13 protein-coding genes are annotated in these 14,020 nt (G+C 66.8%); 10 read left to right on the plus strand and 3 right to left on the minus strand.

Annotated features, from left to right (window positions below):
* The first annotated feature begins 82 nt into the window (after positions 1–82).
* The 10 genes from AC1DX5_RS03550 to AC1DX5_RS03595 are packed head-to-tail and all read left to right on the plus strand — an operon-like array spanning position 83 to position 12,025.
* A complete protein-coding gene (locus AC1DX5_RS03550; RefSeq protein ID WP_478014211.1) occupies positions 83–2,221 on the plus strand; it encodes a TonB-dependent receptor in 2,139 nt (712 codons plus the stop codon).
* 23 nt (positions 2,222–2,244) lie between these two features.
* A complete protein-coding gene (locus AC1DX5_RS03555) occupies positions 2,245–3,363 on the plus strand; it encodes a serine hydrolase domain-containing protein (protein ID WP_478014213.1) in 1,119 nt (372 codons plus the stop codon).
* Positions 3,360–4,127 carry an SDR family NAD(P)-dependent oxidoreductase gene (locus AC1DX5_RS03560; RefSeq protein ID WP_478014214.1) on the plus strand — a complete coding sequence of 256 codons (768 nt, stop codon included), beginning with the start codon at positions 3,360–3,362 and terminating at the stop codon, positions 4,125–4,127. Before AC1DX5_RS03555 ends, AC1DX5_RS03560 begins: the two co-directional genes overlap by 4 nt.
* Entirely contained in the window at positions 4,127–5,452 is a 1,326-nt protein-coding gene (locus AC1DX5_RS03565) for an MFS transporter (RefSeq protein WP_478014215.1), read from the plus strand. Before AC1DX5_RS03560 ends, AC1DX5_RS03565 begins: the two co-directional genes overlap by 1 nt.
* Positions 5,453–5,471: 19 nt before the next feature.
* Positions 5,472–6,404 (plus strand): 3,5-dioxohexanoate:acetyl-CoA acetone transferase, encoded by a 933-nt coding sequence (kce, locus tag AC1DX5_RS03570; protein WP_465173324.1) that lies wholly within the window; start codon positions 5,472–5,474, stop codon positions 6,402–6,404.
* A gap of 1 nt (position 6,405) precedes the next feature.
* Positions 6,406–8,460, plus strand: coding sequence for a hydantoinase/oxoprolinase family protein (locus AC1DX5_RS03575; protein WP_478014217.1), 2,055 nt, complete (start codon positions 6,406–6,408; stop codon positions 8,458–8,460).
* 3 nt (positions 8,461–8,463) lie between these two features.
* Complete coding sequence (locus AC1DX5_RS03580) at positions 8,464–10,242, plus strand: hydantoinase B/oxoprolinase family protein (RefSeq protein ID WP_478014219.1); 1,779 nt, start codon at positions 8,464–8,466, stop codon at positions 10,240–10,242.
* Positions 10,239–10,991: an SDR family oxidoreductase gene (locus AC1DX5_RS03585; RefSeq protein ID WP_465173327.1), complete on the plus strand. Its 753-nt coding sequence runs from the start codon at positions 10,239–10,241 to the stop codon at positions 10,989–10,991. Before AC1DX5_RS03580 ends, AC1DX5_RS03585 begins: the two co-directional genes overlap by 4 nt.
* A 1-nt stretch (position 10,992) precedes the next feature.
* Positions 10,993–11,577, plus strand: coding sequence for a carboxymuconolactone decarboxylase family protein (locus AC1DX5_RS03590; protein WP_478014221.1), 585 nt, complete (start codon positions 10,993–10,995; stop codon positions 11,575–11,577).
* Positions 11,570–12,025, plus strand: a complete 456-nt coding sequence (locus tag AC1DX5_RS03595) for an acyl-CoA thioesterase (protein WP_478014223.1) — start codon at positions 11,570–11,572, stop codon at positions 12,023–12,025. The genes AC1DX5_RS03590 and AC1DX5_RS03595 overlap by 8 nt, the downstream gene beginning before the upstream one ends.
* Positions 12,026–12,030: 5 nt before the next feature.
* Here the strand turns inward: AC1DX5_RS03595 and AC1DX5_RS03600 are convergent, their stop codons facing one another.
* The 3 genes from AC1DX5_RS03600 to fahA form a co-directional block, all read right to left on the minus strand.
* Positions 12,031–12,324, minus strand: a complete 294-nt coding sequence (locus tag AC1DX5_RS03600) for a 4a-hydroxytetrahydrobiopterin dehydratase (protein ID WP_465176698.1) — start codon at positions 12,322–12,324, stop codon at positions 12,031–12,033.
* On the minus strand, positions 12,302–12,616 hold the full coding sequence (locus AC1DX5_RS03605) for a Rieske (2Fe-2S) protein (protein WP_465181472.1): 315 nt from the start codon (positions 12,614–12,616) through the stop codon (positions 12,302–12,304). The genes AC1DX5_RS03600 and AC1DX5_RS03605 overlap by 23 nt, the downstream gene beginning before the upstream one ends.
* Positions 12,617–12,702: 86 nt before the next feature.
* Positions 12,703–14,019 carry a fumarylacetoacetase gene (gene fahA, locus AC1DX5_RS03610; RefSeq protein WP_478014225.1) on the minus strand — a complete coding sequence of 439 codons (1,317 nt, stop codon included), beginning with the start codon at positions 14,017–14,019 and terminating at the stop codon, positions 12,703–12,705.
* Position 14,020 lies beyond the last annotated feature (1 nt).

Genomic DNA, 14,020 nt, shown 5'->3' on the forward strand with positions numbered 1-14,020 from the left:
TGCGTGCCACCTGAAATCATGATCTCTTCCCATTATCGGGCGAGGCCAGGAACGGCAGGTCCGGTCACGAAAGGGAACAGACATGGCGGCGACTGGATTCACGTTGCGCTTTGGTGCAGCTTTGCTTCTCACTAGCGCGGCGGCGCATGCCCAGACGGCGCCCGATCAGGACAGTGCGGAAACCGGCGACATCGTGGTCACCGCGAGCAAGACCGGCGCCACCCTGTTGCAGGATACCCCTTTCGCGGTGACGGCGTTCAACGCCGAGATGCTCGAGCGGACCGGCGTCAAGGATGTGCGCGATCTCGCAGCGGTCACGCCCAATCTTTTGGTTACGCAGAACGCGTCCTTTTCGCAGATTTATATCCGCGGCATCGGCTCCAACAACGTCTTTGGCGGATCGGACCCATCGTCGACGATTCACCTCGACGGCGTCTATCTCGCCCGACCGGCGAGCTACCTCACCAATTTCCTCGACGTCGAGCGGATCGAGGTCCTGCGCGGCCCGCAGGGCACGCTCTATGGTCGCAACTCAGTCGGCGGCACGATCAACGTGATCAGCCGCAAGCCTGGCAACGAGTTCGTCGGCCGGATCCAGGCGACCTATGGCAATTATAATTTCGCGCGCGCCGAGGGCTATGTCAGCGGTCCGCTCATCGAGGACAAGCTCGCTGCGTCGATCTCGTTCATCGGTTCGCGCCGCGACGGCTATCTCAAGAATATCGTGCCGGGCGTCGGCGATGCCGATAACGAGCGCACGATCGGCGGCCGCGGGCAGCTTCGCTTCACGCCCAGCGCGCCGCTCGAGATCATTTTACGGGCTGACTATGTCCATTCGGACGACGCGCTCGCCGGCTATGTGAAACTGCTGCAGACGACCACCGATCCTCTCGCAAACAGCACGCTGGGTGATTATCGCAAGATCGCAGTCAATATCCGCCCCGCCTCGAACCGCCGGCAATGGGGCACCGCCGCCGAAGTCAATTATGACGTGGCCGACGGCCTGCAGCTGAAATCGCTCACTGCCTATCGGGCGAACCGCCTGACTCAGGTCGGCGATACCGACGGCACGGCGCTGAACGGCCGGCGCACCGATCAGTTCGAGGACCAGCACCAGTTTTCGCAGGAAGTGAACCTCACCGGCAAGACGGGCGCGCTGACCTATATCCTGGGCGCCTATTACTTCAACGAGCACATCCTGGTCGATTCGAGCGTGACGACCTACGCCACCAACGTCCGGGCCAATTTCAACCCGACGATCAACACCGATGCGATCGCCGGCTTCGCGCAGGGCAGCTTCGCGCTGACGGAGCAGATCACGCTGACCGCGGGCATCCGCTACACGAGCGAGAAGAAGAAGTTCGACCAGATCGCGACCAATTTCTCGCTGATCACCGGCCTGCCGAACGCGACCTATCCTCGCGCCTACAGCACGGACAACACCTACAAGGCCTGGACCCCGAAATTCAGCGTCGAATTCCGCCCGGTCGACGGCGTCCTGATCTACGCTTCGGCGACCAAGGGCTTCAAATCGGGCGGTTTCAACTTCTCCAGCGCCAATGCGGCCCAGGGTTTCGGTCCCGAGACGCTATGGAGCTACGAGGCCGGCGCCAAGCTCGATCTGCTGGAGCGGCTGCTGCGGCTGAACGCGACGGTCTTCCATTACGACTATAACGATCTGCAGGTGCAGTCCTTCCTCTCGCCGGGCGTGGTCGACATCACCAACGCCTCCGATGCGAAGGTCGACGGCGCCGAATTCGAAGCACAGCTGCGGCCGGCCAAATGGCTCAAGCTGGGCGGCAACCTCGCCTATCTCGACGCACGCTACAAGAATTACACCTCCGCCCTGCTGCCCGGGAACATTCCTTATGACGCCTCGGGCAACCGGCTGAACCTCGCACCCAAATGGTCCTATTCGGTATTCGCCGAGGCCGACACGGCGATCGGCGCCGGCTCCGGGTTCATCCGCGGCGAGTATAATTATCGCACGCGGCAATTTTTCACCGCGTCCAACTCCGGGCTCGATACGCAGGCCGGCTATGGTCTGCTCAACGCCAGCATCGGCTACACCTTTCCCGGCGAACATTTCGAGCTGCTGGCGTTCGCCCGCAACCTCACTGATCGCGAATATGTGACGAGCACGGCAAGCTTCGCCTCCGGCATTGTCGGCCGGGTCGGCGAGCCGCGCACTTATGGCATCCGCGCCGTGGCGAAGTTCTGACCATGACGACGGCGCCCGGCCCCATGAGCGGATATTGCGACCCGGCGTTCGCGAAAGTCGGCGAGACCTTCGCCGCGAATTTTCGCGACCGGGGAGAAATCGGGGCCGCGGTCGCCGTCTATCGGCACGGGCAAAAGATGGTCGATCTATGGGGCGGCTGGGCCGATGCCGCGCAGACTCGTCCCTGGCAGCAGGATACGATCGTTTGCATGATGTCGGTCGGCAAGGGCATGGCGGCTCTCGGCGTCTGGATGCTGATCGATCGCGGGTTGATCGATCTCGACGCACCCGTGGCAAGATACTGGCCGGGCTTCGCGCAAGCCGGCAAGGACTCCATCACGGTCGGGACCTTGTTGGCGGGCAAGGCGGGCCTGCTCTACGCCGATCAGGCTCCCGCTGGTGCAGGCTATGACTGGGACGTGATGATCGACGCGCTCGAGCGTCAGGAACCGGCCTGGGAACCGGGCACCGCCCATGGCTATCACTCGGCAACTGCCGGATATCTGTTCGGCGAGCTTATTCGCCAGGTCGACGGCCGTCCGCTCGACCAGTTCCTGCGCGAGGAAGTGACCGCGCCGCTCGGCGCCGATTATGGTTATGGCGCGGCCTGGGCCGATCCGGAGCGGGTGGCGGACATCATTCCGAACCAGGACAGCCACACCTTCGTCCAGTCGCGCGATCCCTCGACCAAGATGGGTCGGGCATGGCGGATGCGGCCGGATTCGCCCGACCATTACAATGACGCGCGGATGCGTTCGGGGCTGCTGCCCTCGACCAACGGGCACGGCAATGCACGCGCCGTCGCCCGCATCTACGCCGCGCTCGCGTCGGGCGGCACGCTCGATGGCGTCCGCCTCGTCTCGCCGGAGACGATCGACCGGATGCGCACCGAAAGCTGGTTTGGACCCTGTGAAATGACTGATCGGATTTTCCGTTATGCCTATGGCTTCTTCTTGAACGAGCCGCTGATGTCCCCGATGGGCACCAATCCGCGCGCCTTCGGGCATCCCGGCGCTGGTGGATCGCTCGGCTTCGCTGATCCCGAAAACGGCATCGCCTTTTCCTATAGCCCATCGCTGATGTGCGCCGGGGGCGGTCTTGGTGAGCGCTGCCTCGCTTTGACCTCGGCGGCGTACGCATGAGCGGCGAATTCGCCGGCAAGGTGGCGATCGTCACTGGTGGCAGTTCCGGTATCGGCCAGGCCGTGGCCGAGGCGCTGGCGGCCGCCGGCGCCCATGTCGCGGTGGTCGCGAGCAGCAGCCTCGACAAGGCCGAAGCGGTCGCCGGCGCGATCGTCGCCAATGGCGGCAGCGCGATCGGCGTGGCCGCCGATGTGCGGGACGCGACCGCGTTCGCGGCGCTGGTCGCGACCGTGGAGCAGCGCTTCGGCGGGGTCGATCTCCTCGTCAACGCCGCGGGCGTCTTCTATCCCACGCCGGTCGCCGGTGGCGATCCGGCCGCTGGCGCGCGGATGATCGACATCAACGTTTCGGGCCTGTGGAATGCGATCTCGGCAACGGTGCCGGCGATGCAGCGGCGTGGTGGCGGGCGGATCGTCAACCTCGCTTCCGTCGCTGCTTTTGTCGGGATCAAGGGCTTTGCGCTCTATTGCGCGAGCAAGGCCGCGGTCGCGATGATGACCCGCGCGCTCGCCGCCGAACTCGCGCCCGACAATATCGCGGTGAATGCCGTGGCGCCGGGCAACACGGCGACGCCGATGAACGCCGGAGTGCGGGCGGATCCGGCCATGGCCGAGGGCATGCGGCAGATGACCCCCAGCGGCATCGCCTTCAGCGATGTCGCCGACATTGCCGGCATCGTGCTGTTCCTTCTGTCGGAACGCGCGCGGCCGGTTCACGGCGCGGTCTGGCTTGCCGACGAAGGCATTTCGGCGGCGATCGGGTGATGGCGAGCGCGGCGGACCGTCTCCCAGTAGCGCCTTCGGCGCCGGCCTATGCGTGGTATGTCGCGTTGCTGCTCGCCACCGCGCACCTGGTGTCGTTCATCGACCGCTATCTGATGAGCCTGATGATGGAGCCGCTCAAGGCGGATCTCGGCGTCAGCGACACGCAGCTCGGGCTCCTGCAGGGAACCGGCTTCGTGGTGCTCTATACCCTGGTCGCGGTGCCGCTCGGGCTGACCGCCGATCGGGTCAATCGCCGCAACCTGATCGTCGCGGGCATTCTCGTCTGGAGTCTCGCGACCGCCATGTGCGGCCTTGCTTCGTCCTTCGGCTGGCTTTTCGCCGCGCGCATCGGGGTCGGTTTCGGCGAGGCAGCGCTGGTGCCGGCGGCTATGTCGCTGCTTGCCGCCTATTTTCCACGGCAGCAGCTGGGCCGCGCCGTATCGTTGTTCACCACCGGCGCGTCGCTCGGCAAGAGCGCGGCGCTGATCGGCGGCGGGGCGGTCCTCGCCGTACTGACGGTGGCCGGCGGCCTCGACCTGGTCGGTTTCGGCCGACTGGCGCCCTGGCAGGGGACCTTCGTCATCATGGCGATCCCCGGCATCGTGCTGGCGCTGCTGATGTTCAGCGTGCGGGAACCGGCGCGGACCGCGAGCCTGATCGCCCGGCCCGGCATCGCCGAGGCCTGGCGCTACGTCGTCGCCCACCGCGCGGCCTTTGTCCGCCATACCGGCGCATCGGCCCTGGTCGTGCTGACCATCCAGTCGCTGGGTGCCTGGGCGCCATCCTTCTATGTGCGCTTTTTCCATATGACGGCGCCCCAGGCGGGCCTCGCGATCGGATCCGTCATCCTGGTAGCGGCGCCGCTCGGCCATCTGACCGGCGGCATGCTGACTGACTGGTTCCAGGCGCGGCGCTGGCCGTCGCCGGCGGCCCCGGTGATCGTGATCGGCCTGGCCTGCGCGATCCCCAGCGTGGTGCTGTTCGTGACGAGTTCGAGCCTGCCGGTCTCGCTGGCGGCTTATGGGCTGCTCAGCTTCTTCGCCACGCTGGCCGCGCCCGCATCGCTGGCGGGCGTACAGATGCTGACGCCCGATCGGCTGCGCGGCATCGTCACCTCGATGTTCCTTGCCGTCACGACGCTGGTCGGGATCGGCATCGGCCCGGCCCTGATCGGCATTTGCAGCGATCTCGCCGGCGGGCCGCTCGAGCTCGGCAATGCCCTGATGATCGTCATTTCCGGCGTTGCCGGGATCGGCATCGTCCTCGCGCTCGCCAGTCAGCGCCCCTTCGAACGCACCGCCGCGCTCACCGCGGCCGCGCGCTGATTCAACCAGGAGTATTTCCATGCGCAAGACCGGCAAGGCCATCATCACCTGCGCGGTGACCGGGTCCATCCATACCCCTTCAATGTCGCCCTATCTGCCGGTCACGCCGGACGAGATCGCGGAACAGGCGATCGCGGCGGCCGAAGCGGGCGCGGCGATCCTGCATCTGCACGCACGCGACCCGGCCGATGGCCGGCCGTCCCCCGACCCCGAGCTCTACATGCAGTTCCTGCCCCGGATCAAACAGGCGTCGGACGTCGTCATCAACATCACGACGGGCGGCGCACCGGGCTTCAGCGAGGAAGACCGGCTGGCGGGCCCGCTGCGCGCCAGCCCCGAGATGACGTCGCTCAACATGGGATCGATGAATTTCGGCTTTTTCGGCCTCGCCGACAAATTCGACTGGAAGCACGACTGGGAACGCGAGCTGATGCTCGGGTCAAAGCGGTTTCCGGCCAACCATAATTTCGCGCTGATCGAGCGGATCATGGTCGAGCTGGGGCAGGGGCATGGCACGCGTTTCGAATATGAATGCTACGACATCGGGCATCTCTACAACGTCAAGCATTTTGCCGATCTGGGGCTGATCAAGCCGCCCTTCCTGATCCAGGGGATTTTCGGCATCCTTGGCGGGATCGGTGCCGATCTCGAAAATTTCATGATGTTCAAGCAGACCGCGGATCGCCTGTTCGGCGATGATTATATGCTGTCCTGCTTCGCCGTTGGCCGCCCGCAGATGAAGTTCCTCGCCCAGTGCGCGCTGGTCGGCGGCAGCGTCCGGGTCGGGCTCGAGGACAGCCTCTATATCAGCAAAGGCGAGCTGGCGACGAGCAATGCCCAGCAGGTGCTGAAGCTCCGGTCGATCCTGGACGCGCTGGAGATCGACGTCGCGACTCCGGCCGAGGCCCGCGTCATGCTTGGCCTCAAGGGCGCCGACGCGGTGACTTTCTGAGATGCGGTTCGCAACCGACACGGGGGGCACCTTCACCGACCTGGTGGTGGAGGACGATGACGGCTCGATCACCCTGCACAAAGCATCCACCATTCCCTCCGATCCGGTCGCGGGCGTGCTCGACGCGCTGGCCGTCGCGGCCGAGGCGCGCGGGCTGACCCTGCGCGCGCTGCTCGCCAGGGCGGACAGCTTCATCCACGGCACCACCCATGCGATCAACGCGATCATCACCGGACGCGCGGCACGCACCGGACTGATCGTGACAGCGGGCCACCGCGACATCCTGCTGTTCCGCGAAGGCGGAAGGACCGAGCCGTTCAACCACACGATTCCCTATCCCAAGCCCTATATCCCGCGCGCGCTCACCTTCGAGGCGCCGGAGCGGCTGCTGGCGGACGGGACTGTGCTGGTCCCGCTCGACGAAGCGGCGGTGATCGCGGTGCTCGAACAGATGCGCAGCCTCGAGATCGAAGCGGTCGCCGTGTCGCTCCTCTGGTCGACCGTGCATCCCGCCCATGAGCTGCGCATCGGGGAACTGATCGAAACACATCTGCCGGGTATCCCCTACAGCCTGTCGCACGCGGTCAATGCCACGCTGCGCGAATTCCGCCGCGCGTCGTCGGCGGCGATCGACGCGTCGCTCAAGCCGTTGATGACACGCTATCTCGGCAGCCTTTCGGCTCGCCTGGCGGCGGAAGGCTTTGCCGGCGAGGTGATGGTGCTCACGAGCGCGGGCGGCATGGTCGAAGCGTCCGAGGTGGCGGCCGCGCCGATCCGGATCATCAATTCGGGGCCGTCCATGGCCCCGGTCGCCGGGCGCCATTATGCCGAGCGCGAAGGCGGGTGGCGTACCGCCATCGTCGCCGACACGGGCGGCACGACCTACGACATCAGCCTGGTCAGCGACGGGCGTATCCCGATGACCCGCGACCTGTGGATCGGGGAACCCTATCGCGGCCATCTCGCCGGTTATCCGTCAGTCGATGTGAAGAGCGTCGGTGCCGGCGGCGGCAGCATCGCGTCGCTCGACGGTGCGGGCCTGCTCCATGTCGGGCCGGACAGCGCCGGATCGACGCCAGGCCCCGCCTGTTACGGCCGTGGCGGCACCCGGCCGACGGTGACCGATGCCTGCATGGTGCTCGGCTATCTCGATCCGGACTATTTCCTCGGCGGCTCGATGAAGCTGGATGCGGCGGCCTCCCGGGAGGCCATCGCGCGCGACGTCGCCGGGCGCCTCGGCACCAGCGTGGAGGAAGCTGCCTGGAGCATCCTCGATCTCGCCACCGAGAATATGGTCCAGGCAATCCAGGAACTGACGGTCAATCAGGGCATCGACCCGGCCGAAGCAGTGCTGATCGGCGGCGGCGGCGCGGCCGGGCTCAATTCGGTGTTCATCGCCCGACGGCTCGGCTGCCGCAGGCTGCTCATCCCCGAAACCGGCGCGGCGATGAGCGCGGCCGGCGCGATGATCTCCGATATCACCAGCGAATTCGCGGTGACGGCGCACACCTCCACGGCCGCGTTCGACAGCGGACGAGCCAATGCCGCGATCGACCGGTTGCGGGGCGAGGCGGACGCGTTCGCGGTCCGCACCGGCTTGCCCGGCGTGACCGAATTCATCGCCGAGGCGCGCTATGAAGGCCAGGCCTGGGACATCGACGTGCCGCTGGCCTCGACCGAGTTCGCGACTGCTGACGATGTCGCGACGTTTCGCACTGCCTTCGACGCGATGCATGAGCAAATCTTCACCATTCGCGACGAAGCGTCCGACGTGGAATTGATCGGGCTGCGCGCCCGCATCCGCTGTGCTGCACGGTCCGAGGCTCCATTCCTGCTCAAGCCGGCACCCGCAACGGAATCGTCGTTGCGCACCCGACCCGTCTATTTCGCCGGCGCGGGCTGGATCGACACGCCGATCCTGCGCTGGGACGCGATCCCCGCCGATAGGGACTTTGACGGGCCGGCCCTGATCGAATCTCCCTTCACCACGGTCGTCGTCGATCCGCCCGCGCGTTTCCGCCGGTCGGTCGCCGGCGCGCTTTTGATCGAGGCCTGAACGATGAACCAAGCTGTTGCCCCGGGCGCGGTAATGAACGGCGCGGAAATGGCCGTGATGCGCAGCCGCCTGGACGGGATCGTGCGCAAGATGTCCAACACGCTGCTGCGGACCGGGCGGTCGGGCGTGCTCAACCGCGCGCGCGATTTCTCCTGCTGCCTGCTGACGCGGGACGGCGAGCTGCTCAGCGCGGCGGACAGCCTGCCGATCCATGTCCTGTCCGGGCCCGATCTGATGGCGCGATCGGTCGCGCTGTTCCATCCCGATCAGCGGGCGGGCGACGCCTTTCTGCACAATTCGCCTTATCATGGCTGCTCGCATCCGGCCGATCTGACCGTCATCGCGCCAGTGATGGACGAGGCCGGCAACCACCGCTTCACCGTCCTTGCCAAGGCGCATCAGGCCGATATCGGCAACTCGCAGCCAACCACCTACATGGCCGAGGCGCGTGACGTCTATCATGAGGGCGCGCTGATCTTCCCGGCGGTGCAGGTGCAGCGCGGCTGGCAGGACATCGACGATATCATCCGCATGTGCGAGATGCGCATCCGCGTGCCGCATCAATGGCGCGGCGATTATCTCTCCACCGTCGGGGCGGTGCGCATCGGCGAGAAAGCGCTGACTCAGCTGGCCAGCGAAATCGGCTGGGACCGAATCGAGGCTTTTTCCGGCCAGTGGTTCGATTATTCCGAAACCCTGATGGCGGAAGCGATCGGCAAGCTCCCGGCCGGATCGGTCACCGGATCGAGCACGCATGATCCCTTTCCCGGCCTGCCGGCCGAGGGCCTGAAAATCCAGGCCAGGATCGACGTCGATCCCGTCGGCGGCCGCGTCGCCGTCGATCTCACCGACAATCCCGATTGCCTGCCGTGCGGCATGAACCTGTCCGAGGCCTGCGCGCGCACCGCGGCGATGATCGGGGTGTTCAACAGCATCGATCATCGCGTGCCGAAGAATGCGGGATCGTTCCGCCGGATCGATGTGGCCCTGCGCGAGGGGTGCATCGCCGGCATCCCGATCCATCCCTTCTCCTGTTCGGCCGCCACTACCAATATCGCCGACCGCGTCGCCAACAGCGTCCAGACCGGGCTTGCCGCGCTGGGCGAGGGGATCGGCATGGCGGAGGTCGGATCGGTCATCGCGCCGTCCGCCGGCGTGGTTTCGGGGATCGATCCCCGCTCGGGCCAGCCGTTCGTCAACCAGATGTTCCTGGCGATGAGCGGCGGCGCCGCCAGCCCGGCGAGCGACGCGTGGTGGACGATCGGACATGTCGGCAACGCCGGCCTGTGCTGCATCGACGGCGTCGAGCTGGCCGAGCTGTCGCAGCCGATCGTGGTCCATGCCCGCGGCTTCATGCCCGATACCGAGGGTGCCGGGACGAATACCGGCGCGCCCTCGACCATCGTCGAGTTCGGTCCGCTCGGCGCCGATATCGATATCGGCTATCTGTCCGACGGTCACAGCAATCCCCCCACCGGCGTTCGCGGCGGGGGCAGGGGCGGCGGGGCCGATCAATATCTGATCGATCGTGACGGCATAAGGGGTGCGCTCGAGGCGTGCGCTCAGGTCCGCATCAGGCAGGGCGAGCGCATCATTGCGATATCGTGCGGGGGCGGTGGCTATGGGCCGCCGGCGGGCCGCGCGGCCGACCGGGTCGCGGAGGATGTCGCCGATGGGCTGATCAGCGTGGATCGCGCGCATTCGATCTATGGCGTCGTGCTGTCGCCCGACGGCACGGTCGCCGTGGCGGCGACGGCTCAGGCCCGGGAAGCGATGGCATGAGCGCCCGTTCGGTGCTCGTCACCGCCGGCGCTTCCGGTATCGGTCTGGCCATTGCCGAGGTCTTCGTCGCCCGCGGCGATCGCGTGATCGTATGCGATGTCGATCAGGCAGCGCTCGACAGCGCGGCCGGGCAACTGGAGGGACTGGTCGCGATCCGGGCCGACGTGTCCGATCCTGCCGCAGTTGCTGGGCTGGTCGCTGAGGCGGGTCCGGTGGAGGTCCTGATCAACAATGCCGGCGTGGCCGGTCCGGTGGGCGGCATCGAGACCAACGATCCCGACGACTGGGCGCGCTGCTTCGCGGTGAATGTCCACGGTGCCTTCCACATGATCCGGGCGGTCGTCCCGGCGATGCGCGCGGCGGGGGGCGGCACGATCATCAACATCTCCACCGCGTCGACCGTGACGGGTCTCCCCGGGCGGTCCGCCTATGTCGCGTCGAAATGGGCGCTCGAGGGGCTGACGCGGACGCTCGCGCGCGAGCTTGGTCCGGCCGGCATCCGGGTCAACGCGATCCGGCCGGGATTCATGGATACCGAGCGGATGCGCGGGATCATGGCGCGCGCGGCGGAACGGAGCGGCCGCACCGTGCCCGAGGTCGAGGCCGAGGCGCTCGGCTATATCTCGCTACGCACCAAGATCCAGCCGAGCGAGATCGGCGAAATGGCATGGTTCTTCGCCTCGGATGCCGCGCACCACATCACTGGCCAGATCGTCGGCGTCGACGGCAATGCCGAATGGGAGGGATAGGATGTCACGGATCACGATGCTGAGCATCGATCAGCTGCAGGACCGCGGCGTCGACGTATCGCCGTTCCTGAAGGATTTCGCCGAGCTGCCCGGCAGCGTCGCGACGCTCGGTCATCGCCCCGATATCCTGCAGGGCACGCTTGTCCTGTGGCAGGCGGTGATGGGGGCGGGCTCGCTCCCTGCCGAGCTCAAATATCTCGCCGGTTATCTGGCGAGCATGTCGGCCGGGTGCCGTTATTGTTCGGCGCATACCGCGAGCAACGCGGCGCACGGCGCTGGTTCGGAGAAGGTCGCCGCGGTCTGGGACTATGAGCGCAGCCCGTTGTTCAGCGAGGCCGAGCGCGCCGCACTGCGCTTCGCGCAGCTGGCAGGCCAGGCGCCCTCGGGCGTACAGGACGAGGACGTCGCCGAGCTGAAGCGGCACTATAGCGACATCGAGATTGTCGAGTTGCTGTCGGTCGTGGCGCTGTACGGCTTCTTCAATCGCTGGAACGACAGCCTGGCGATCCCGCTCGAAGCCACGCCGCTGAACTTCGCCCAGGCAACGATTACCGCGCATGGGTGGGACGTCGGCAATCATGGCTGACACCTATGTCGAGTGCGGATTCGGGGTGGTCCATCCGTGGCTGTGCGATGCCATGGGGCATTTGACGACCCGGCATTACCTCGCCTTTTTCGACGATGCTTCCTATCAGCTCTTCGCGGCGCTCGGTTACGATCCGGCGGTCGGGAAGATCGCGCAACAGGGTTGGGCCGATGTACGGCATGAGCTCGAGTATCGTGCCGAGCTGCCTGCGGGCGCCCTGATCCGGATCGACGGTCGCGTGCAGGCGCTGGGGCGTAGCTCCATCACGACCGAGCTGCGCCTGTTCGCCCGGTCGGAAGATCGGCTGTGCGCGACCTTGGTGGCGCGCACCGTCTGTTTCGATCTCGCCGCGCGCCGGTCGCGCCCATTGCCGCCGGCGCTGATCGAGCGCGCCGCCGACCTGTTCGGTGTGCTGCCCGAGCAGCGATCGGCCAATATCCCCGCCTGACGCCGTCAGCCGGCCTGGAGCAGCCGGTCGATCATAGCCGCCATTGCGGTGTCGCGCACCGAGACGCCGCCGGCGTCATGCGTCGTCAGCCAGATCTCGAGCCGGTTATAGACGTTGAACCATTCGGGATGATGGTCGCTCTTCTCCGCGGCCAGCGCGATCCGGGTCATCAATCCGAAGGCGGCCGAGAAATCGGCGAGCACAACGCGCCGGTAGAGCGCGCCGCGCAGCTCGTCATAGCTCCATTCCGGCAAGCCGCGCAGCGCGGCGTCGCGCTCATGCTCGGTCAGTGCGTCCATCGCGCGGCTCCTCTCCCGGCGCACTGGCCGTTCTGATCAGATCGTCTTTGACGGCGACCGGCCATGCCGTCAGCCGAGCGCCCTTGCACGGGCCGGCGATGCACCGGCCATTGTCGATCGAGAACAGTGCGCCATGCCAGTCGCACTGGATCAGCGTGCCGTCGGGCGTCAGATAACGGTCGAGCGCATGGGCGAGGGGCATGCCGGCATGAGGACAGCGGTCGACATAGCCGCTGACCTCCCGTCCCCGCCGGACGACGAAGCCGTGGAACCGGCCCCCTTCCAGCTGCACGACGAAATTGCGCGCCGTCCCCGACGGAATCGCGTCAAGGGCGCATAATCCTATCCCCGCGGGGGTCGCGGAAAGGCGTGCGCCCGTCACGGGTGCGACGCGGCTGGGCCGATGATGCCCATGCAGGGACCGAACCCGATCGGGACGAAACCCTCCGCCGCCATCCGGCCGGTCAGGATGAGGGCGTCGCCGTCCTCCAGGAACCGGCGGGTCTCGCCGCCGGGCAAGGCGATCGCCTGCTGCCCGCCCCGGCTGAGTTCGATCAGGCTGCCATAGCCGTCTTCGGTCGGGGCCGAGATGGTGCCGGTGCCGAGCAGGTCGCCGGGGTTGAGATTGCAGCCATTGGAGGCATGATGCGTGACCATCTGCGCGACCGTCCAGTACATGCTGCTTGCCGGGCCGTGGCTCAGGCGGTGCGGGGCGAGCCCGGCATCGCGCATCCGGGCCGTTGCGATCCACGCCTCCAGCGTGATCGAATAAGCGCCGCGCGCCTGATCGGCCGCATCGTCGAGATAGGGCAGGGGGCGGGGATCTCCGGCAGGCCGCGCCGGCTGAGGGATTCGGAACGGCGCGAGCGCCTCTTCCGTCACGATCCAGGGCGAGATGGTCGTGGCGAAGCTCTTGGCCAGGAACGGACCGAGCGGCTGATATTCCCAGGCTTGCAGGTCGCGAGCCGACCAGTCGTTCAGCAGCGACAATCCGGCAATGTGCGTGGGAGCGTCCGCGATCGGGATCATCTCGCCCGGCACATTCCCGGGCCCGATCCAGACGCCCATTTCGAGCTCGTAATCGAGCCGCGCGGTGGGGCCGAAGACCGGCGCTTCCGCATCGGGGAGTTTGCGCTGGCCATTGGGCCGCCGCACCGCTGCGCCCGATACGCCGATCGACGACGCCCGGCCATGATAGCCGATCGGCACGTGCTTGTAATTGGGCAGCAGCGGATTGTCCGGCCGGAACAGCCGCCCGATATTGGTCGCATGGTGAATGCCGACATAGAAGTCGGTATAGTCGCCGATCGTTGCCGGCAGGTGCATCGTGCAGGTTGCGGCCTCGTACAGCAGCGGCGCTATCGCAGTCTCGTGGTCCGGATCGGACAGCAGCATCGACACACGCGCGCGGAGCGCCCGGCGCGGTCCGGCACCGATGGCCAGCAACGGATTGAGCGCCGGACCGGCTGCCGCCTGGGCTGCGCCAAGGGCATCGCCCTCCAGCAGGCCGCCGGCGGCGAGCCCGTTCAGGTCGAGGATCGAATCCCCGATCGCGATCCCCCCGCGTGGCGCCTCGCCCGGCGGCGAGAAAATGCCCAGCGGCAGGTTCTGGATCGGGAAGTCCGCATGGCCGGCAGCGGTGGCGACCCAGCTTGTCCGGCCGGGATCATGGGTATCGTCGAGCACGCTGAACACT

Source organism: Sphingomonas sp. P2_B6 (assembly GCF_056404755.1).

Excerpts from the sequence above, each read along its gene's own strand:
- AC1DX5_RS03595 (WP_478014223.1), top strand. The coding sequence starts at position 11,570 with ATGGCTGACACCTATGTCGAGTGCGGATTCGGGGTGGTCCATCCGTGG.
- AC1DX5_RS03560 (WP_478014214.1), top strand. The coding sequence starts at position 3,360 with ATGAGCGGCGAATTCGCCGGCAAGGTGGCGATCGTCACTGGTGGCAGT.
- AC1DX5_RS03555 (WP_478014213.1), top strand. The coding sequence starts at position 2,245 with ATGAGCGGATATTGCGACCCGGCGTTCGCGAAAGTCGGCGAGACCTTC.
- AC1DX5_RS03550 (WP_478014211.1), top strand. The coding sequence starts at position 83 with ATGGCGGCGACTGGATTCACGTTGCGCTTTGGTGCAGCTTTGCTTCTC.
- AC1DX5_RS03575 (WP_478014217.1), top strand. The coding sequence starts at position 6,406 with ATGCGGTTCGCAACCGACACGGGGGGCACCTTCACCGACCTGGTGGTG.
- AC1DX5_RS03565 (WP_478014215.1), top strand. The coding sequence starts at position 4,127 with ATGGCGAGCGCGGCGGACCGTCTCCCAGTAGCGCCTTCGGCGCCGGCC.
- AC1DX5_RS03590 (WP_478014221.1), top strand. The coding sequence starts at position 10,993 with ATGTCACGGATCACGATGCTGAGCATCGATCAGCTGCAGGACCGCGGC.
- AC1DX5_RS03585 (WP_465173327.1), top strand. The coding sequence starts at position 10,239 with ATGAGCGCCCGTTCGGTGCTCGTCACCGCCGGCGCTTCCGGTATCGGT.
- kce (WP_465173324.1), top strand. The coding sequence starts at position 5,472 with ATGCGCAAGACCGGCAAGGCCATCATCACCTGCGCGGTGACCGGGTCC.
- AC1DX5_RS03600 (WP_465176698.1), bottom strand. The coding sequence starts at position 12,324 with ATGGACGCACTGACCGAGCATGAGCGCGACGCCGCGCTGCGCGGCTTG.
- AC1DX5_RS03580 (WP_478014219.1), top strand. The coding sequence starts at position 8,464 with ATGAACCAAGCTGTTGCCCCGGGCGCGGTAATGAACGGCGCGGAAATG.